The 22,058-nt window shown below is 40.7% G+C and carries 14 protein-coding genes and 1 pseudogene; 4 read left to right on the forward strand and 11 right to left on the reverse strand.

Annotated features, from left to right (window positions below; translation table 11 throughout):
- Positions 1–107 precede the first annotated feature (107 nt).
- The 5 genes and pseudogenes from J3L16_RS09205 to J3L16_RS09225 form a co-directional block, all read right to left on the reverse strand.
- Entirely contained in the window at positions 108–1,910 is a 1,803-nt protein-coding gene (locus J3L16_RS09205) for a sulfite reductase flavoprotein subunit alpha (RefSeq protein WP_242698772.1), read from the reverse strand.
- 19 nt (positions 1,911–1,929) lie between these two features.
- The gene (locus tag J3L16_RS09210; protein WP_207612677.1) at positions 1,930–7,350 is read right to left on the reverse strand and encodes a glutamate synthase-related protein; all 5,421 of its coding nucleotides are present in this window, start codon (positions 7,348–7,350) and stop codon (positions 1,930–1,932) included.
- Between the two features lie 227 nt (positions 7,351–7,577).
- The gene (gene rlmF, locus J3L16_RS09215; protein WP_207612678.1) at positions 7,578–8,504 is read right to left on the reverse strand and encodes a 23S rRNA (adenine(1618)-N(6))-methyltransferase RlmF; all 927 of its coding nucleotides are present in this window, start codon (positions 8,502–8,504) and stop codon (positions 7,578–7,580) included.
- Between the two features lie 72 nt (positions 8,505–8,576).
- Positions 8,577–9,134, reverse strand: a pseudogene (locus J3L16_RS09220) (GNAT family protein).
- Between the two features lie 96 nt (positions 9,135–9,230).
- Positions 9,231–10,859: an endonuclease gene (locus J3L16_RS09225; protein WP_207612679.1), complete on the reverse strand. Its 1,629-nt coding sequence runs from the start codon at positions 10,857–10,859 to the stop codon at positions 9,231–9,233.
- Positions 10,860–10,965: 106 nt separating this feature from the next.
- Between J3L16_RS09225 and J3L16_RS09230 the strand changes: the two genes are divergently transcribed.
- The gene (locus J3L16_RS09230; protein ID WP_207612680.1) at positions 10,966–11,130 is read left to right on the forward strand and encodes a hypothetical protein; all 165 of its coding nucleotides are present in this window, start codon (positions 10,966–10,968) and stop codon (positions 11,128–11,130) included.
- On the opposite strand, the gene J3L16_RS09235 is transcribed toward J3L16_RS09230, so the two are convergent.
- Together J3L16_RS09235 and J3L16_RS09240 are read right to left on the reverse strand one after the other, a co-directional pair.
- Entirely contained in the window at positions 11,125–12,168 is a 1,044-nt protein-coding gene (locus J3L16_RS09235; RefSeq protein ID WP_207612681.1) for a hypothetical protein, read from the reverse strand. The genes J3L16_RS09230 and J3L16_RS09235 overlap by 6 nt on opposite strands.
- A gap of 144 nt (positions 12,169–12,312) precedes the next feature.
- Complete coding sequence (locus J3L16_RS09240) at positions 12,313–14,010, reverse strand: methyl-accepting chemotaxis protein (RefSeq protein ID WP_207612682.1); 1,698 nt, start codon at positions 14,008–14,010, stop codon at positions 12,313–12,315.
- A gap of 308 nt (positions 14,011–14,318) precedes the next feature.
- Here J3L16_RS09240 and J3L16_RS09245 point away from each other — a divergent pair, with 308 nt between their 5' ends.
- From J3L16_RS09245 to J3L16_RS09255, 3 genes are all read left to right on the forward strand, one after another.
- Complete coding sequence (locus J3L16_RS09245) at positions 14,319–15,572, forward strand: acyltransferase family protein (RefSeq protein WP_207612683.1); 1,254 nt, start codon at positions 14,319–14,321, stop codon at positions 15,570–15,572.
- Between the two features lie 125 nt (positions 15,573–15,697).
- Complete coding sequence (locus J3L16_RS09250) at positions 15,698–16,297, forward strand: uracil-DNA glycosylase family protein (RefSeq protein ID WP_347564655.1); 600 nt, start codon at positions 15,698–15,700, stop codon at positions 16,295–16,297.
- A gap of 307 nt (positions 16,298–16,604) precedes the next feature.
- Complete coding sequence (locus tag J3L16_RS09255; RefSeq protein WP_207612684.1) at positions 16,605–17,015, forward strand: DUF4174 domain-containing protein; 411 nt, start codon at positions 16,605–16,607, stop codon at positions 17,013–17,015.
- 132 nt (positions 17,016–17,147) lie between these two features.
- On the opposite strand, the gene J3L16_RS09260 is transcribed toward J3L16_RS09255, so the two are convergent.
- From J3L16_RS09260 to J3L16_RS09275, 4 genes are all read right to left on the reverse strand, one after another.
- Positions 17,148–18,383 carry a DUF4041 domain-containing protein gene (locus J3L16_RS09260; protein ID WP_207612685.1) on the reverse strand — a complete coding sequence of 412 codons (1,236 nt, stop codon included), beginning with the start codon at positions 18,381–18,383 and terminating at the stop codon, positions 17,148–17,150.
- 11 nt (positions 18,384–18,394) lie between these two features.
- On the reverse strand, positions 18,395–19,744 hold the full coding sequence (locus J3L16_RS09265; protein WP_207612686.1) for a DUF4041 domain-containing protein: 1,350 nt from the start codon (positions 19,742–19,744) through the stop codon (positions 18,395–18,397).
- Positions 19,745–20,003: 259 nt separating this feature from the next.
- A complete protein-coding gene (locus J3L16_RS09270; RefSeq protein ID WP_207612687.1) occupies positions 20,004–20,567 on the reverse strand; it encodes a single-stranded DNA-binding protein in 564 nt (187 codons plus the stop codon).
- A 137-nt stretch (positions 20,568–20,704) separates the two neighbouring features.
- Positions 20,705–22,051, reverse strand: a complete 1,347-nt coding sequence (locus J3L16_RS09275) for an MFS transporter (RefSeq protein WP_207612688.1) — start codon at positions 22,049–22,051, stop codon at positions 20,705–20,707.
- Positions 22,052–22,058 lie beyond the last annotated feature (7 nt).

A 22,058-nucleotide genomic window follows, 5' to 3' on the forward strand; every position in this document is an offset into this window, starting at 1 on the left:
GAAACTTCCAAAATCACCAATAATTTAACAATGGTTCGCGCATTAACCAAACTAATGCGCAACTCACATTATTTCCTTGTATCTTACTTAAACTACAGTGGTTATTTTTAATACACATCTCGAACATAGCGTTTTTGTTTTTTCAACGCGTTTACGTACGCCGTCGCATCTTGTTCGCTTAAATTACCCTGTTCGGCAACAATTTTATGCAAGGTTTTATCAACGTCTTTTGCCATTCTAAATGCATCACCACAAATGTAAAAATACGCACCTCTTTCAAGCCATGCATATAAATCAGCCCCATGTTCGTACATGCGATCTTGCACATAGACTTTTTGGTCTGTATCTCGTGAAAATGCCAAATCCAACCTATTCAACAAGCCGCTTTCTTGCATTGCTGACAGTTCTTGCTGATAGATAAAATCTGTTTCACTGTTTCTATCGCCGAAAAACAGCCAGTTTTCTCCTTGAGCATTAAATGCTTGTCGCTCTTCTAAAAAGGCTCTAAATGGGGCTATACCTGTTCCTGGGCCTACCATGATGATAGGTTTATTGTTGTCACTTGGAATAGCAAAATGTTTGTTGGGAGACAAGTAGCACGCGACTTCGTCGCCTTCGTTTGCAACATCAGCTAAGTAGGTAGAGCATACGCCATTGTGCTCTCGATCATTTGAGTTGTATCTAACACTGCCTATGGTTAAATGCACTTCGTTGTCATGGGCTAACATACTCGATGAAATCGAATACGCTCTTGCCACTAACGGTTTCAATAATGGCAAAAATTGCTCTAAACTGAGATCTAACCCTGGGTGTAGTTGACACAAATCAACGATATCTTTACCCCAAAGGTAATCGTCAAGTGCACTGCTATCTTTTGCTGTAACAAGCTTAGCCAATTCACTTTCTGGGCATTTTGCCGCAATTTCAGCAATCAACTCCTTGCTTGGAACCCGTATTTCAAGATCTTCCGTAAACACATCGTGCACGGTTTTATTCGGCTGTGAAGGCGCATCTTCATCGCCTTCAAGTCGAAATTGATTCAGTAGTTCGGCTACTAACTCAGGGCTGTTGCGAGGAATAATATTCAGCGTATCTCCGGCTTTGTATGATTCTCCTGAATCACCTAAGGACAACTCAAAATGACACACCTCTTTACTTGAACCCTTTGCCGTTAGCACTTTTTTCTTAAGTAATTTGCTTAGCATTGGGTTTTTACGAGTAAATTTAGGCTTATCTTTTTTCTTTGGCGTATTTTCAGGCAAAGCGCCTTGGCTTTCTGAGCCTTTTTCAGCAATGGTTGGAATAACCTTATCCATCCATTCTTGTGCAGCAGATTCGTATTCAACATCGCAATCCACTCGTTCGCCTATACGTGTCGCACCTAAAGCTTCTAACCGTGCATCCCACAGTTTTCCAGCGACACAGAACCCATCGTAATTAGTATCACCCAAGGCCAATACAGAGAAAAATGTACTAGTAAATTCAGGCGCATCATCAGCTTCCATGGCTTCCCACAATGCCAATGCATTATCTGGCATCTCACCCTCGCCGTAGGTGCTGGTCACTACGAGCAAACGCTCTTCTTTAGCTAACTGCTGAATATCGACGTCGTCCATATCTTGCACTTTGGCAGATAAACCAATTGTTGCCGCTTGTTCGGCGATTTGCTCTGATACTTGCTCAGCATTACCTGTCTGTGTGCCGTAAATAATGGTTAGTGGCTTCAACGCCGTCGCTTTCGCTTTTACTGATTGCACATTTTCTTGGGTAATAGCTAAACGACTATGTAATCCAGCCAAGAAACCGCCTACCCAGTGAATTTGCTCTTCATTAAAGGGTAAATTCTGAGGAATATGAGGTAACGTATTAGTTAGCTCTGAGTTGCTTTTTTTAGTCAAATTTGTAGACATGAATAAATTCCTTTACGACCTAAGCTGATGCGACTTGTTGGCGAATAACATCGGTTAATAACTGGTGATAATGCCGCGCTAAGGCTTCATTAATATCGAGGTGTTCGGCAAGCTCTAATGTGTTTTGTTGATCTCGATTAAGTATCCAAACACTGACACCAAAAGCTTGGGTATCCCATACTTCTCGCATTAGCAGTGATTGTTTGTAGTCGGTAAGACGTTTGTCAGCTAATAATGCAGACAAGGCGTCATCACAATAATGATTTAACACCTCTTTAATGTCTTTACTTACCACATCGACTAATTTTTTATCTTCAGTTTCTATCAATTTACGCGCTGCGTTGTCAGCATCATCAGGCTGAACTTTGGTTGCTTGTTCAAAGGCTCTTCGCAACACACCAATCGCGCTCACAAATTGGAAAATAAGAGGGCTATCACATTCCCCATAGGCAGGAACTTGACCATTAAACATACTTGACGTCTTTGTTAGCATCTTGTGGTAACCCGTTTGTATTTCTCGAATTAACCTAAATGCTATAGCTTGCGAAAGCTCATCCAGCATGGCTTTTCGCGTCATCAACTTAGCGATATTCTCACTGCGCTGATATTGCAATAATGACAAGGGCACTACATAGTAGAAGTGTTTCTTTTCCTGTTCCCAGTTAGCCAATAGCTCGGCAGTTAACTTTGACCCCGTGTGCTCAAAGTGGGCTTGTAAATGTTGTTTTAACGCTTGCCCTTGTCCCAAAGATAAGTCGTCATTTTGGTCAACACTAAAGGCTTTAACTGAATCCTTGCTACAGCGGTTTACAATATCGCCACTTGGGTCGTATTGATATGCCATACCACCACTCATACCATTTCCAAAACCTTTACCATATTGGCCAAGGTTAACAATGCTGCCGTTGGTCATGTATTCACAGCAAAAATCCCCCACGCCTTCAACAACTGCAACGGCACCAGAGTTGCGAACACCGAAGCGATCACCGGCTTGACCGTTGACATAAAGCTCGCCTCCTGTCGCACCAAATAACGAGAAGTTCCCTACTAGCACGTTCAAAGACAAGTGATTTGGTGTACAAGGGTCTTTGACGATAATTTTTCCGCCCGTAGCGCCTTTACCCACACCGTCATTACAGGTGCCGCTGTGCACAAGCGTCACGCCGGTATTATTAAAGGCCCCGTAACTTTGTCCAGCAGAGGTGTTGGTATGTATTGTCACGCTATCGTTAGCAAGTACTTTACGGCCATTTTCCATTACTAAAATAGATGAGTGATTACTTACTTCTTGTTTCGATAGCTGGTAATTAAATATGCGCTCTACATCAATTGAAAACTGTGCACCTACGCTTTTATTACAATTATTGAGCTTAGTGGTTTCAATCACTAACTTACTGGCTTTCTTATCGAGAAAATCAGTTTTAAAACGATTTAAAAACACGTCGTCGTGAACGAAATCAGCTTCTAAATATACTGGCTTTTCTATTGTGACTATGTTGGCTTCTTTTAGCATACCAGTCAGGTCTAACTGCCCTACCATACTTGCGTGATTCACCATGTTTAGCAGCTTGGTTTCGCCGCGAATGGCTTGTAACGACGCATAACCAACACTTGCCAGTATTTCTCTTACTTCGTGGGCTAAATTAATAAAATACTGGGCTAATGCTCTTGGGTCACCTTGATACAACTCAGGGTTAGTGGTTAATCCCGCTGGGCATTTAATGTTACAGTTTTTCGCCATAACGCATTTCAGCATCATTAAGGCGGTTGTACCAAACTCGAAAGAGTCGCCCCCTAAAATAGCCGATTTAACAACATCTAAACCCGTCTGGTGAGCGTTAGAGCAGCGTAAAACGACTTTGTCTCGTAATCCGTTTTCACTCAAGGCTTGATGCACTTCCGCTATGCCCACATCAGCCGCGCGCCCTGTATGTTTTAAGCTGGTTACTTGCGCTGCGCCCGTACCACCGGTATTACCCGCGATATTGATAACATCGGCACCTGCTTTGGCAACCCCCACAGCGATAGTCCCTACGCCTTCAGACGACACCAACTTAACAATAACCTTAACTCTCGCAGCTTTTGCATCGTGAATAAGTTGACCTAAATCTTCTATGGAATAGGTATCGTGATGAGGAGGAGGAGAAACCAACTCAACGCCTGGAGTACCTCCTCTAGCCGCTGCTATTTCAACGTTAACTTTGGCCGAAGGCAGTTGTCCGCCTTCACCGGGTTTCGCACCTTGGGCTATCTTAATTTCAATTTCTTGTAATGCTGGATCGGCTAAATAACCACACCATACGCCGAAACGACCCGATGCAAACTGCTTAATTTTACTGGCTTTAACAGTGTTGTAACGCCTTGACGCTTCACCACCTTCACCTGAGTTGCTCATTGCCCCGGCAATATTCGTTCCTTGCGCCACCGCTTCATGCGCTTTTGCTACCAAGGCGCCGTGACTCATAGCACCTGATGCCAAAGACGCCGTTATCTCAGCCGCAGGTTGAACGTCTTTTAGTTCAATAGGATCAGGCACTGAAATGAGCAGCGAACAAAATAAGTGTCCATTACCTTTTGCATTTAGCTCAATGTGCAGGGCATCACAACGAGTGATACTCAAGTCACCTTCATCAAAATACTGGGTAAGTGCCTCAGCCAAAAGAGGGTGACAAGTTTCAGGGTCGCGTTCTAACGTCAATTGCCATTGGTTTTCACCTAACGCAACAACTTTAAGGCCCCGCTGACCTATGTTGTTATTTCCTTGTAGATTCGCCTCCGCTATTTTTTCGACGAAATCTTGAGTGCTAGCTGCACAATTAAAATCCATTGGAAGTGCCAATACGTCCCTTAATGTAGCAGGTCGTAAGTGCCTCTCAGCTCTAAGGTTTTCAGAGAAAACTCGATAAGCAGGCGTTATCTCTGCACTATTGATTTGCTCTGGTGATAAGGCTTCAAAACCCAGTTTTTTGTAGGCAATGTCATCGGGGAGAATGGCGTCAATTTCTATTTCGTTTGCTTCATCGTCGGCATACAAAATAGCTTCTTCGGTCATATTGATATATTCGCGTACCGCAGTATTACCAAAAGCATGCCCTGCTCCGTCGCTACGCTCTTTAAACAAACCTAACAGTGGAATGTCTTTTTCGTTTTGAACCGTATGCACGTATTCATGCCACTTTGCTGCATTTTGCGCGATATCAGCAAAACGTACCCCGCCAACGGGAGAATCGATGTTCGGGAAATACTTGGCTAGAATAGGCTCTTTGGTATCAAAAAAGTTAGATTCAAAAAACTCTCCGCAAATGTAGCTTTCTACCGTACACAGGCCAAACTTACCCATGGTTTTCATCAGCGCTTTTTCTACTGCTTTTTGGAAGTTTTTAAGCTGATTTTTAATTTGCGCAGAATCGTTGGCCAGCTCTAAAGCTCGATGGAATACGGTTAATGGACAAACTGCAGAAGCCCCAAAACCCAACAAGCAAGCTACGTCATGAGTACTGGCCACCTGCCCTGTTTCATACACTAAGCTACTGTGAAAACGTAAACCGTGCTTAATAAGATGCTGATTAACGGCAGATATCAATAAGATAGCAGGAACTGCCGCCTCCCCATGGCTTACACCACGGTCGGTCAATAGAATAATTCCCGTCCCCGCTTTAGCAAGGCCTTCTGCTTTACTACAAATATCATCTATTGCACTGAGTAAATTAGATTCATTTTGCTTATGACAATTTAAGTCAGGAATAAATAAGGTATCAATACTGGCAACCTGAATGTCAGACTGCTCGGTGATCTGCAATAACTGCTGAGGCTGAAGTATTGGTGAGTTTAATGCCAGTTGGCGACCTTCAATTTTGGGCCCAAGTGCCACTCTTAATGTCATTCCGTCAGCTTCGCGAATGCTGTCTAAAGGCGGATTCGTAACTTGAGCAAATCGCTGGCTAAAATACCGTGACATTCCCCCTTCTTGTGGCGCTAGTGCGTTTGGAGCAATACCATAACCCATTGCAGATATCTTCTCTAAACCCGTTTGTAACATAGGGTCTAGCATAAATTTAAAGCTCTCTTGGTTCATACTGTAAGCGGCATGGCGAGCAGATATATTTAAACTTGAAGTCAAGCTGACATCAGCAATACTTTTCTCTGGCAAGTCGCTTAATTTAATGCGCCTTTCCATTAATAAAGCTGAAAAATTTTCGCTTGCAGCGAGTGACTCCAGTATCTCTTGAGAGTATTTAATAGAGCTATCTCGATGGTTGAATACCACCATTCCACCCGCTTCGATACGCCCTCGTTTAATCACAGATTCAGGGGCGAAATCGATTTGACCAGCTTCACTCATCACTGCGAAATAATCGTTGGTTTCAACGGTACGCAATGGTCTTAAGCCTAATCTATCTAGCCTAGCGCCCACTTTTACACCGTCAAAAAAGATCAGCGCAGCAGGACCGTCATTTTTTTCTTCAGACAGGCTGTAATATTCAAGCATATCTTCAATATTTTGAGAAAGATCTATATCGTTTTCCCACGCAGGAGGCATCATGGCTGTTACCGCAGTAACAATATCCATTTTATCTTCTGTAATACGTCTGGCGAGGGTTTGATCTAAACGAGCAGAATCTGACTGACCTTTAGGAAACACCACTTTCTTTCGCTTTGAACGAGCAATCGCGTCTTCACTTAAACGGTTCTTTTTGTCGGTATTGAGTTCGCCGTTGTGAGCCATCCGTCTAAAAGGCTGAGCAAACATAGGGTTTGGAGCCGTATTTGTAGAGAAACGCGTATGAAAAAACAAGGTATGAATTTTATGTTCTGGGTGACTTAAATCTTTGAAGTAAGGGATTACTTCCCAGCTGTTTAATCGTCCTTTATACACCTGAGTATGTGAACTCATGGATAACGGATAGAAACCATATAATTCATCTAAATTAAATGCCGATTGCTCTATTTCCAACAAGGCTTTATTGATTACAACTTCAAATTCACTTTGCGTTTCGATATTAGTTGGACGAGTAAACACTAGCTGTTGAATAGATAGCTGAGCTTGCTGGCTCGCGTCATTCAGCGCTGACGGATTTACCTCAACCGTACGCCATTTAATAACATTTAAGTTATGGGCGGTAAATGTGTCTTCAAGAATTTTCTTAGCATGTTGATGCTGTTGCGAGTCAATAGGGTAGAAAAAGTTCGCAACACCAAACTCTCCCAAAGCTAAATCCGGCTTTTCGCACAAGTGCTGAAAAAAGCTAAGGGAAATATCAATATTCACACCGGCGCCGTCACCGATACCTTCAGCGCTCATTCCTCCTCTATGGGGAATTTTGCACAATGCTTCATGGGAATGTTGGAGCAGTTCATGAGTTTGCAAACTGTGTTTGTGAGTAATAAACCCCACACCACAGCTTGAGTGCTCTAATTGTGTATTGTACAACTGCCTCATTTGGGACGACCTCGATGTTATTAGTGCGAATTTGACACAGCCAAACACCTTTTAGTATTGAGCTATTCCATATACGACTGAATTTTTATGCAGAAAAAACGGGTGAAACCTAACAATAATGTGATTTTTGTCGCGATTTAATTCATTTAATGACTTAAGTCTTAGATCGCAGAGGATACAGATCGACAAATACTAATGCAAATAATTTTCATTTGTTAGTTAGGTTTTCAAAAGCGCCATGCGATAAAACGGCTGATTTTTTGGCCTTGAGCCATGTTGATAATTTTCGATTCTGACACGCCAATCTGGCTTAACGATTTTTTCAATCTCGGTAGATGTTCGCTTTTAGAAACTAACGAGGTGAACCATATGACTTGATCTTTAAACTCTAGGCTTTCTTTTATCATTTTGTTAATAAAAGAAAATTCACCACCATCACACCAAAGCTCGTTAGATTGGCCTTTAAAATTCAATCCAACTTTCTCCTTAGAAGCTATGCTCGATTGTCTTTTATTGGCATTTTTAGACAAATTGCGGACTTTGCGTTTTGTGCCTTCGGCAGCATCTTGCGCCGATTTATGGAAGGGGGGATTACACATACAAAAATCGAACTTGTCTTCTGGTTTTACTATTCCTTTGAACAAATGGTTTTTATTACTCTGTTTTCGAATAACAACATTGGATTTTAAACACGTGTTGTTCGATGCAATTGCACTGGCTGACTTCACAGAAACTGGGTCTATGTCAGCCCCTACAAATTTCCAATCGTAACTGCTTACGCCAATAATGGGGTAAACTAGGTTAGCTCCGGTGCCAACATCCAAGCCCTTTATCTGCTTGCCTTTAGGGATTTTTCCACCGTGATCGTGAGCCAAAAGATCCGCAATATAATGCACATAATCAGCACGTCCTGGAATTGCGGGACACAAATAGCCTTCGGGAATATCCCAAAATGTCACACCATAATAGTGATGAAGTAACGCCGTATTTAACGCTTTTACTGCATCTGGTAACGAAAAATTAATCGTTTTAGTGTTATCTGGTTTAGATACAATGAATTTTTTTAGTGGGGAATAACAGGCTACCAATTGAGCTAAAGGATAATGACCTACATGCGCATTTCGAGGGTGTAGCTGATTTTTTTTCGCGTTCATATAGTGTTAAATTCATTTCCAAGTAAAGGCTTACACCTGTTTCAATATGCTCCTTTACATATTACAGCCTTGTTAACCTTCAGCATACTCTGATTTTATTAACCCTAAACACTTAAGGTCGTGAAACTGCTGTTTCCAATAGCCACTTTGCCGTCGTATTCCTTCGTCGAGAAAGCCCACCTTTAACAATACTGATTCTGATGCGAGGTTTTCTGGAATTGTATCAGCTTGGATCCGATTAATAGGGCCACAAGGTAGCTCACCTAAAAACGCGTGTTTTACTATTCGATGAACAGCTTCTGTAGCAAAGCCCTTCCCCCAATATTGAGGCAGTAAATCATAGCCTATTACCGTACTTTGCATTGCGGTGTTTCAGCTATTGAAACCGCACGTACCCATAAATTGATTCGTTTCTTTTAAACGAATCGCCCATCGAGTTCCCAATTTCTGCGTAAACCGAGCAGTAAACAGCCCAATCAACTTTGTAGCTTGGCTCAGTTCAGTAAAAACCTCCAAATCATAGTGCTCAACCACTAACTCATTGGAAAACAATTCAAAAATGCTATTTGAATCAGCCATAGACAACTCATCGAGTACTAATCGGTTGGTTTCTAACACTGGGAATTGCACGGGGTGTCCTTTAATTAGGTGTCCTTTAATTCAATATTTTCTAAACACCAGTAGGAAAAACCTACTGGTGTGTATAAAGCGAATGACTAAGTTGACTTAGTTACCCCATATTTCAGTAACAAAATCAGGATAATCTACAAAAGGATTGCGGTTGCCTTGATGAGAAAATCCAGCGTCATTGCGGTCTAGTTCTTTTTGGCTTACAGGATCTTGAGCATGCCACTCTTTCAGCATATCTAGTACCCAATCTTCAAAGACTTGATCGCTACTACCGTCTAATACTGCATCGGCAGAGGTACTGTTATTTTCCCATCCATCAATATCGTTTTCGTAACGCGTTGCCATGTAGAAATAAGCTCGAGCTAAGTCGCCTTTAAATTCATCGATAGGTTCAAATACAGTACCGTTATAGCCTAATGAACTAGTCGCGCTACCTAATTTAGAGCCATTCGATGAAGTGAACGTTGCTGAACCTACTTCACCATAAGGGAAACTACTGCGCTGAGAATTCACAAAGCCATCCGTTGCGAAAACGTGATGTACATCGGTGTTCATTGGGTCTACATCACCACCGAACCAGCTTCTAGGAAACGAATGCTCACGGTTGTAACAACTGCCTTCACCAGAGAAGTTCCCACATTGATCACTACCGGCGGCATAGGTATAACTGTCACTGCCATTAGGAGATTCAGAATAAATATCTAAAATACTGCCGTCGTTTTCGTAGTAAACATCTCTTTCGCTAGACAAATAGAATGTCCACAAATCACCGTAAGAGCGAGTCGTATGGCCATTGATAATATTGTACAACGCCGTTTTTAACGCATACCCAGTTAACCCTTCAGCACTGGTGTAATAATCTGAAAGGTTACTGGTGCCTCCAGAATTGTTATTACCTCCACCCACGCTGAAGTCTGTCGACTCAGTTGAAGCGAAACTACCGCCACTGGCTACTATGTCACCGCTCACAGTTAAACTGTATGAGCCTGAACCAAATGAACAACAGATCCCATCACCAAAGGAATCATTAATGGTAAAGGTATAATCGCCTTCGTTTAAACAGATGTCCTCTGAATACGAAGTAAAATTCTCATAATCAGACCCTGAGAATAAAACCGCACCTTGACTATTTGTTATGGTCCAACTGGTTTCATTGCCATATCTATCAGTGAGAAGGTCAAATGAACCTGAACTACAAGTTCCTGCGCCTCCGGTGTCAGCTCCTGCGCCCGTATTGGGTTCGAAATCGTCTACATACACAAGTTCGCTGCCGTCAAACCCCGACACATCGTAAAAGCGAAGCCCTACCGCTATGCTAGACGTTTGCGACGCCGTATAGCTGTATGTAATTTGTTGCCATTCGCCGGTAATGGATGGGTCGGAATAAACTCTAAAGCCATCGACAAACAAACGCGCTCGCATACCGCCTTCAGTATGATAGACCTGAGCGCTAAAATCGTAGGTTTCACCTGCAACAACACTGATTGTTTGACGTAAATCCGTAGATGCTTGAGAGCCAGTATTCACAGTAACAGCAGCTGAACTGTTGCCACTGAATACCACAGATGTTGATTCTGCTAGGTTAATTCCTGAGTCGATTGTGGTCCAATTATCAGGTGTAGAAGACGTCCAGTTTTCGAATTCACCATTAACAACATTGGCATTAACTGCATAACTGGTTGTCAATGCAGTGAATAAAGAACAAAGGGTTAGTGTTTTTCTCATTATTTTTCACTCTTTTTAATATGCATATAAAGTTATATATCAATATGCGAATAAGTGCGAAGAATCGCTACTCTCTCTATGTCTACCATAGAATGATTACAAAATATTGAATCAACATGGAATAAAACACCTAGCTCATTCGTTAATAGTCGTAATAGCCGGAAATGACATCGGTGATGTGAATGATATGAGAATGAAAAGGGCGAGCAAAGCAACAGAACAAGCCTTGAATAATCAAGGCCTTCTTTCTATGCTAATGCCATCGTTATAACCAAACGTTGAAACGGTTATTACCCGTTTCTTTTAAACGAATTGATGTACCGGGTTCGCCTTGGATTGCTAAATTACACTTACCTAGGTCGTTGCTGACTTGAACTGTCTCGAAATTATTCGCAAGTATATCTATGTACCCATTTTGACAGTACAAACCGGCGGCGGTAAGTTCACCTTCTACCACAGCAACATCCAGCTGATCTCGATTTAGCGTATGTCGCCATGTTTTTCTCTGGTTCAACACCGCATCCACAGTAATCTCTTTACTGTCATCGACCATACGGAAAAGCTCTGCAACTACGTTGTCTTTCGACTCATCAGACAATTTCACCTTTTCAATGTTTTCCATTCGAAAAAAAGTGTCACGGGCATCAGAAAACTGTTTTTTGTGAACTTGATACTTCATCAAGTTATCTATGGTCATTTTGGCTAAATCCCTTGGCAACTTTGAAAGTAAGTTATTCGCCTCTAACAAACTCGCCTCGTATTCACCCCAATCTTGCGTACCGTAGTAGTAGAGGCTATGTAACCAAGCCGATAAAGCGCGCTCGGTTGTATTTTTCATGTGCCGCGATGTCATTTGATCTAGCTCAATACGGGCCTCGTCCAACTTGCCATCAATAATAAGCGCCTTTGCGGCTTCAAAGCGTTTACCGAAAAGTGTGTTGAATCCATCATTAGAATTTGCACTGGTTGCAACGCTGAAATCAACCAATAAAGTAGAAGAAGAAGACACGGTCTCATCACCCAACTTAGCCGGGGAATAATTAATGCCTTTTAAGTATTGTTCACTTTTAAAAACATAATCATCTTCTGAAGCTTCAATAATAACGTTATCAATTTTACCGTTTTTGTTAACAACAAAATCGATATACGCCCAGCCTTCATTTCTAGAAGGATTGGCTCTTTGACTCTTCGGGCCGTATTGATTGTCATCTTCCATTTTTGCAGGTGAAAACACAGGCTCAGAACTAAACGAAGGGAAAGTTAGTGAAGTGAGTAATAAGTAACTAATACATACGAATATATGTTTCATGAAATATCCTTATTGCAAATCATCATAATTAATGTCGTCGTTTAATTAAAATATACCACTTACCATCAACATTAAAGTAAAAGCCTCACTTAAAACGTCACTAAAGTGAGGTTCCTCCTTTCTAGACTCAACACTCCTTCCGTATTAAAGCTTAAATTGACTAACAATTTTCTCTAGTTCATTTGCTTTAACACTTAGCGTTTCAGATGTCAGATTATTTTGCTGAGCGATTTCTTTCAAACCGAAGGTTTCTGTAGATATATCTTCTATACGCTTACCTATATCTTCGCCCACTTCATTTTGTTCTGCTGCGGCGCTCGCAATCTGAGAATTCATATCAGTTATTACTGCTACTGATTCTGCTATATCATTAAGCGCACTTAAGGATTCAGAGACACTTGATTCTGCATTAGCACTACTGGACATACTCAATTGCATAGCTTCTACTGCCGACTTAGAGCCATTTTGCAATTTAACTATCATTTGTTGAATTTCTTCTGTGCTTCCTTGGGTTTTACTAGCCAAGTTTCTCACTTCATCTGCAACAACTGCAAAGCCTCTGCCTTGCTCTCCTGCTCTCGCAGCTTCTATTGCGGCATTCAGCGCAAGTAAGTTGGTTTGTTCAGCTATGCTCTCAATTACTTGTAAAATAGCGCTAATGTTCTGAACGTCATCTCCCACCCCTTTAACAACGTCGTTCGCTTTATTAATTTCTACAATGAGTTCGCTCATTTCTACGCTGCTTTTTTTAACTTTATCCAGTGCAGTCATGCCATGACTGTTCGCAGATTGTGCTGCATCTGCTGCACTTTTTGCGTTACTTAATACCTCGTTGGACGACGACACCATTTCATTAGAGGCAGAGGCAACTAGCTCAATGGCTGACTGTTGCTGGGTACTGACCGATTTAATATTTTCAGCCTGTTTTACCAATAGATTAGTTTCTTCATCCACGTCCACAGAAACCTTGTACACGGCTGATATGTTTCCGTGTAAGGAAGATAATAACCTATTTAGGTTCTCCGCCAATTGGCCCGTTTCAAACTTATCTTGAACTGGAACTCGTTTGGTTAAATCACCATTTCCTTCACTAAGAAGACGAATAGAATCAGATACGGAACTGAGTGGGGTTAAAATGGACTTAACAATAATAACGCTCAGCATAATCATTAGGATAATGAGCGCAATAGACAATACTATAATCGTGGTTATTAGCTTTACACTTACTTCAGTTACGTGCTTTTCAAATACTTGTGCTTCAGTTTCAATGCTATCAATATAGACACCAACACCTATCATTAAATCCCATTTTTCTAGGAAGATTGCGTACGATAATTTAGGATAGGCCGTTTCTTCATTTGGACGCGGGAAGTGATAAGTTACAAAATTATCGCCACTACCCAATTTATTTTCCTTACCGGCTCTAACCAGCTCATTGACAAGATAAACGCCATTGGCATCTTGTAAATTTTTATAACTTTTGCCCACTCCATCTGTTGTGCCTGTACCAAGAAAAACTCTTACCGAATCACTATCATAACCGAAAATATATCCTTCTTTACTAAACCTCATACGCTGAAGTAACTTTACACCTTCCTCTCGCGGAGCCCCAGATTCATACAAAGGTTTAATCGTGTTATATGCAATATCGATCGCATTCTTCAGTTCTGCTTTTTTTGCATCAGTAAGTAGCGTTGTTGCAGATTCCGTTTCGGTTTTCACCAAGGTGTTCAATTGAACATAAATAATTGAAAGTAAAGATAAGCACGTAATAATAAGGGGAAATAATGAAACTATAAATAGTCTCTTTCGAATAGAAAATTTACTGAAAAACGTACTCATACACAGAACCTTATATAATTTAATTTAAAATATAGTAGATGGATTCTGGAATATCGAATTATGTAATTAGTTTTTTAATCATTTAATTAATAAAGTGTAGTTTTTTGCTCAACCAAAAGCCATTACATCAAAAACTATTTTAGGCGCCGCTATTCCTATTCCTGTTATAGAGCCTAGCACTCACCACTTATCCCAACTAGCCACCTATTATCACTTATTCAACTTTTTCAACAAGTTAGAATGGAATACGACATTAGGAAACGGCTATGGTTTAGCACCATTCGATAAATTTAAATGACATTACCAAAATGAAACCAGTCCTCGATTTTGTAAATCAAGCTGAACTCCCACCCCGTTTATTCTTTCTTGATTGGTTGCGTGTAGCTGCCATCGCTGTACTTGTTCTCTATCATACCGCCATGGTGTACGTACCCGAGTGGGGCTTTCACTACAAAGTTCCTATTGAGGCTGATTGGCTAAAGTCAGTCACGCTTTTAACTTCACCGTGGCGTATGGGGTTGTTATGGCTTATCTCTGGAGTTGCTTTTTCTTACATGTGCTTAAGTAAAAGTTTAATTTTATTGGCACAAAAAAGAAGTAACCAATTACTACTACCATTACTCATAGGCATCTTTTTTGTTGTTCCAATACAGTTATTTGTGCAAATGAAACAAGGAGGTGATATGCCTCTTAATTTCTTAGGTTTCGTTCACGCTTTTTATTTTGAGCCTAAAAACTATTTTGATAGTTACAGCTCGGGAATATGGCCGAGATTTGATGTAAATCATTTGTGGTTTATACGCTCGCTATGGCGCTTTAGTATGCTCGCCCTTATTTTTTATCCTTTAATAAGACTAGGTAAACTGACCTTTTTCATAAAAGGCGTCAGTTCTAACCTTTTTTATTTAGTGCTTGTTTTTGCTGTACCAATAATGCTTATTCAAGTTTATGTTGAAGGGGAAGCTGTTCGCGAATGGTACGGCTTTACCTTATTTTTATTGGGCTTTTTATTGGGCAATCAAAATCAGTTTTATGACACTCTCGCGAAGCATAAGTTGATGCTCAGCGGCATTGCGATTTTTGTAATGCTCGGTTTGCAACTTGGCTTCATCTTTATATGGCAAGCCAACTTACATGAACAAAGCCCTTCGCTAAATGTGTTAATTGAGAGCATTTACACCGCAAATAAACTGTTCCCTTTACTAATGATAATGGCATTAGCTTATCACTACTTAAACAAACCCAATTCAGCAATAAAGCGGTTAAATGACTATGTGTACCCATTGTATATAGTCCATCAAACTGTAATTGTGGCGTTGGCATATATTATTGCAACCAATCAGCTAATGGTCTCAACTGAGCCAGAAAATCAATTTCTGTTAAATTTACTATTAAGTCCTTTGGTTTGCCTTATCCTGGTGATAATTATTAGTAAGTTCAATCTATTGCGGGTACTGTTTGGAATGCGTTTACCTGTTAGTGATTCCGTATACAGCAGTAAAAAAATGAGGGGGATTATCTTTGTTATATGCATACCTATCATTTGGCAGCTTGTGGTTTAAGTTTGGCTAACAGAAGCAAACTTTTCAATTTACTCTTTCTTCTATAACGAAACGTATTCATATGTTCTAATTTGAAACCTTCAGCACAGGAGTGTTCTATTTAATATTTAACTTAAGGTCGGAAAGTGACAACCAATGCAATCCAAACCAACGATGTTTCGGCTGTATTAGCTAATGTCAGAGCATGTGAACTGTGTACTAATTTGCCTCTTGGCCCTAACCCTATTGTTCAACTAAACCATAACGCCAAAATACTCATTGCAGGCCAAGCTCCTGGGCGAATAACCCATCAAAAAGGTATTCCATTTGACGACCCATCAGGTGAACGATTGCGAGATTGGATGGGGATCGATCGCAATACATTCTACAACGATACCAATATTGCTATTTTACCTATGGCTTTTTGCTACCCCGGAACCGGTAAAAGCGGCGACCTACCACCACCGAAAATATGTGCTCAACATTGGCGAGAGCAGGTGTTAACTCTGCTGCCGAACATCGAACTCACACTAGTCATCGGGCAATATGCACTGGATTGGCATTTAGGTAATCAACGCAGCAGAACGCTTACCGAAACAGTCAAACAATGGCAGAACCATTGGCCTACTGTTTTACCTCTGCCACACCCTAGCCCTCGCAATAATTACTGGTTCAAGCAAAACCCATGGTTCCCAGAGGACGTGCTGCCCGCACTGAAAAAGCGGGTAAAGATGCTTATTTGTTAATATCTACAAAGGTAATTTTAAGCGTTCACCACCGTCACTTGGGCTTTGCCAATACGTGTGTCAGTGTTGCTCAGGTTGTATTTGAATGGCCAGATACTGAGTCTTCCTCGGCACGAGTGCATTCATCTCACTGAGCAAACGCACCTCTATATGAGGGCCGGAGGCACTGGCAGGGAACAATTGACCATCGCTAGGCTGGTAAACATCAAGCACAGTATTAGCGCTAAATTGATTGAAAACCTGAGCATAAAAACCAATTATTCCTTTGAAATTAGATCCAGCATGAACTTTTCACGTATTAATCACCATGAAAAGTATCTTAAAATCATTTATTTTTATCGTATTTATGGCTTTCGGTTTGAACGCTGCAACCCATAACTTCACGCCCTACAATTGGCAGTATCGACTAGTGCTTGTCAACCTGACATCCGAACCCAATTCAGTAAGGGTTATACGACAGATAAAAGCAAAAAGAACACAACTCATAGAACGGAAGCTTCTGGTATTTGTATTAATGGGTGACAAAGTGAGCGTGTACCCTGAAGGCAAACTCGAAAATACGCTGACACATAAGGCTATTTCCGCTCGTCTCAACGATAACAAGGTATTGTTGATTGGTCTTGATGGGCAAGATAAGCACAATTACCAAAACCTTATCTTGGCGGACGTGTTTCGCGATATAGACACTATGCCGATGCGAATGGCTGAGCTGAATTAGATCAGTTTTTCATATCTGTCATAAGAACATCAAAATGTAAAATTAGAGGGTATTTCTCTGTTACTATTATCTTATATTAACACTTTTGTTAATCGACAAGATATATCGCCATATATGCCGTTAGATTATCTGCTAAACTGTTAATTCACTTAACTCGTACTTACCTTCGTAGCTAGGTAACTCAGCCAATACATCGTCAGGAGATACTTGGAAAAACTCCTTGCGTCCGTTAACGAGATTTACTCTTTTTTCTTCGAATTTATTGTGTAGGTACTTTTCGAGTGAAGGAGCGTCATCAGTAAAAGCAAATGCATGCACGTCAAATACTTCAGGAACTGATGCATCTCCTAATTCTTTAACTCGATCATAAGGGTCTGCTCTCCTAGTCATGCCAATTTTGACCACACCTTCTCCAAATGATGTCTGATTGGAAATAATGTAGATGTATCCAGCACGTGTAAGTTGTGCAAGAGAGATCGCACGTTGTTCTTTTTCCTTAAGCTTTTCCAACTCTTGTTTATGAAGTTCGTACAAAATTCTTTGCTCTTCTGAACTTGACTCTAACTTAACTAGCTCTTCTGCAACAAGCTTTTCCATGAGTTTGCGTTCTTTCCCGGCTTTCTCTAATGCGGCCTGAATTCGTTTCTCTTCTCGCTCAGATTCTCGCTTAATAAGGGCCTCTTCACGCTCTGCTTCTTTCAGGTCTTGCTTTAGATTATTGAGTTCATAGTTCAATCTCAATTCTTCTATTTTCAACTTTAAGTATTGATCTTTTAGGTAAGTTTTTACTATTGAGCCTGAAGCGTTGATGTCGTTAAAAGTATCCTTGGCACGCTGAATAAGGCGATTAATATTATTCCAGTCAACCAATGCTGTTGCAGCCTTAAACTCGTTGTCTAAACAGCGTAAACGAAGCTTAATTTCCCTATTGAATAGTTTTTTAGCTTCTGATTTCTTCCCATTCACTACAACATCATTCCCCATGCTACAAACACAGGCTTTCTTTTCACTTACCAACCGCTTTAAGGATGCTTTAATATCTTGAAGACGATATTCAATGTCTTCTACCGTCTTACCTTTTGTAAGACTCTTATACGATACGGCATCAGTCGTTCCAATACCTAAATAGTATTGAGACAAACGTTTTTCTCCTTTGCGTAAATTGGCAAGCTTGCCTTGGTAACTATCTTGTAATGAGCTGTATTCTTTTTTCAGTACAGATAGCTTCTTCTCTTCTTTTGAGGCTGGCTCATAAGTTTTTTCAATCTCAATGTCTTTTAGTTTGAGTTCGCTAAGCTTAGCGCGAGAGGTTAACAACAAGTAAATTGATGATGAAAAAAGAACTGCTAAGGCAATAGTGATATACATTGGCAACTCCTTTAAATTGAACTAGGCAATTGATTAGATACAGACTGAATATTGGATTGCTCTTTCTCAAACGCTTTGCGAATGAGTAGGCTTTCTCTGAATTCTTTTGCTTCTGCATCAAAATACCAATCACATTCAATATTTAGTTCCTCCATCGCTTTTGCTACCTCTTGGGGTGAGACTCTAAAGAATTCCTTGCGAAGATTTTCTATGTTGACTCTCTTGTCGTTAAACTTCCGATGAAGAACTTTCTCTACTTTAGGCGCATCATCAACAAAAGTTAAAGCGTGAACGTCAAACTTAAATGGCACACTTGCGTCGCCCAGTTCACTAACTCTATCCATCGGTTCAAGGCGTCGGGTCATGCCTATTTTTACGATACCTTCACCGAAGCTACCAATATTTGAGATTACGTAGATATATCCGGCTTTAGTAATCTGTGCCTGAGATGTTGCACGCTCAAACTTACTCTCTAGATTTTCTATTTCCTTTTGCATTTTCGCTATTTTCATTTCCATGCCTGCTGCACTGGCACCATGTAACTGTTGAGCTAATTTTTGAGCTTTTATCAGATCAGATTTGCGATAGTAAATATCATCTTCAAGCTCTTCAGTATCACCCCTTGATTGCTTAGATTGCTCTCGTAATAATGCTTTTTGTTTTTTCTTTTCCTGTTTTAACTCTTCTCTATGTTCAAGCTCACTATGCCAGACATCCAGCTCCTGCAACTTTAAGTTAAAGTATTCTGGTGAAATGGCTACATTAGCTGTTTCACCCAGCTTTTCGAGTTGTTCTTCTAATCGATAAAGTTTATTGATGGCAATGTCATAGCTAGAATGGCGCATTTGTTTCCTGATAACATCAAACTCAGCGTTAAACGCTTTCAATAAAAGGCTTTGGTACGCATTTACCATTTGAGTGCCTTTACTTTTGCTACCAAACCATTCCCAATTGGAATATGCAGTTGTAGCTCCGCCGCGCTTTATAACTTGAAATTGTTGGTCTAGACATTTTTCTATTTGATTTTTAAGGGATTCACGGTCATCAAACCTAAAAGTTGGGGGAAGTAAGCCTACGTCTATATATTTAAGCTTATCGTCATTTTTACTAAGTGTTTGGAGAAGTTTGTCATAGATAGGCTTACCATCACTTAGTCTCCGCTCGACTTCTTCAAAAGACTTTTGAAGTTCCTGAACAATATCGTCTATTGGCTTATCCTTGAGAGCCTTTTCTTTTCTTTCGATTTCAGCGGATAAATTCTTTTTCTTTCGAGAGGTAAAATATGCTGCAAGCAAAGTTGACATAGTTAACATTACTAGTAGCAGCCAAGTTAAATGATGAGGGTCAACTTCCTTTAACATTTATATTCCTTTATCAGACAACATCAATAATGATTTGATTTTCACCTAGAAGCCTACTTCAAACAAAAACTCTGAAGATGTCAAACGAAGGACAGGTAAATTTAATACCTTAGTAGCAATACTAATTGCACTGTCAACTTTTTATTATACAAAATAAAAACCCCTTGAGATTTACCTGAAAGACATGAAAGTCTTAAAAATAAAGCTTCAAGAGGTTCTTTATAGAATTTAACTCTACAAAATTAAATTCTTCTGGAACCTAAAACGGAATATCATCGTCAAAATCAAAATCAGGCTCTGCCATCGGCGGCTTGTTTTGAGGTTGAGCAGGAGGCTGTCCACCTTGTGGAGCTTGGCTAGGTGGCTGTTGAGCATACCCGCCTTGATTACCTTGCATGTTTTGATTTTGCGGACGATTTTGGTAACCGCCACCGCCATTACCATATTGACCTTGACCACCACCTTGACCTTGGTTGCCGCCATCACCGCGACCGCCTAGCATTTGCATTTGGTCAACTATGATTTCAGTTGTGTATTTGTCTTGGCCTTGGTTATCTTGCCATTTACGTGTTTGGAGTTTGCCTTCCACATAAATTTGAGAACCTTTTTTCAAGTATTCGCCAGCCACTTCAGCCAAACGACGGTACATAGTTAGCCTGTGCCATTCTGTACGCTCTTGCATTTGCCCTTGCTGGTCTTTCCAACTTTCACTTGTTGCTAAGCTCAAGTTTGCAACCGCGTTGCCATTTGGCATGTAGCGGACTTCAGGGTCGTTCCCCAAGTTACCAACTAAGATAACTTTATTTACGCCTCTACTCGGCATTGTATTTCTCCTAGAATATATCTTGGTTGATAGTGTAACCCACAAGATAAACGAGTTTAATTGTTTTGTTTAAAAGTCGCTAATTCCGTTCCCAAGTGTGGGTTTAGCACAGGCGTTTAAACAGGCATTAGATGTAATTAATTGGCTTCGTGAAGAATGCGTTGTAACACATCGGAGTCTACGCCTTTTTTGGCATTAACATACAAGGCTGTGTTGTTTGGACTCCATTTAGCGTCTAATACACCTTCTACATTACAAATTTTGGCAAGTACCGATGCAAAATCTAAAGGCGTATTGGTTACTTCCAACACCAACCGTTGTACTTTTTCATTGGTTTTCATTTTTGCACAAACAAGAATAATTACAGCCGTTACCGCAATACCAATTGAAAAGACCCAAGCCGCAGATAAGTATTCAAGTAATAGCCCTGCCGTTGAACCGCCAACAAACGCACCAGAAAATTGAAAACTAGAATACAACCCCATTGCCGAGCCTTTTTCACCTGGCGGCGCAAGCTGAGAAACCGCACTTGGAAAAGTAGCTTCTAAATAATTAAAACCGGTGAAAAACAAGGCACCTACCACAACAACACTTGTCAGTGTTAAAGAGCCGAACGCCAAGGCTGCAAATGCGCTGATCATACAAGCTCCAGCGAGCACAATCGCTTTTGATTCTTTATTCGCGCGGGCAATATTCATTATAAAGCCAAGACCCGCCACAGAAATAACTAAAATCGGTAAATACAATTTCCATTGCATATCCAGTTCATAGCCAACTGACGATAACACCAAAGGAAATGGCACAAACAGTAGGGTGATAGATACGTGAAGTAGAAATACGCCGACATTCAATCGCCACAATTGGGTTTTTGTCGCCAGTGCCCACAAGCCTTGCTTTTTCGGCACAACATCTAAACTTGCTAAGGATTTAGAAGACGTAGGCACTAACAGTAACAAAAGAGGAATACTGATAATTGCACCAATTGCAGTTAACCAAAAAATACCAGACAAACCAAAACTGACTGTAATTAAAGGCCCAATTAACACCGCTAAGTAGAATGAAAAACCAATAGAAATACCAATCAGTGCCATCACAACAGGCCGAGACTTTTCCCGGGAAACATCGGTGGCTAAGGCCATTACAGTAGAAGCGATAGCGCCGCCACCTTGCAAAATTCGACCAAACACTAGCATTAGTAACGTATCGGCTTGAGCGGCAACAATACTGCCTATGGCAAATATGCTTAACCCCACCACAATAATGGGTTTACGCCCAAATTTATCTGATAAGGTGCCCATAGGAATTTGTAAAATAGCTTGCATTAAGCCGTATCCGCCAATTGCAATGCCTACTAGCGCAGGTGCGTAATCAGGGAAATCTCGCGCAGAAATCGCCAGTACGGGTAAAACCATGAACAAACCCAGCATACGAAACATATATATGCTGGCAAGTACTAACGCCGTACGCACTTCTAACGCATTCACTTCAACT

It is taken from the genome of Alteromonas sp. 5E99-2, assembly GCF_017368475.1.
Taxonomy (GTDB): domain Bacteria; phylum Pseudomonadota; class Gammaproteobacteria; order Enterobacterales; family Alteromonadaceae; genus Alteromonas_F.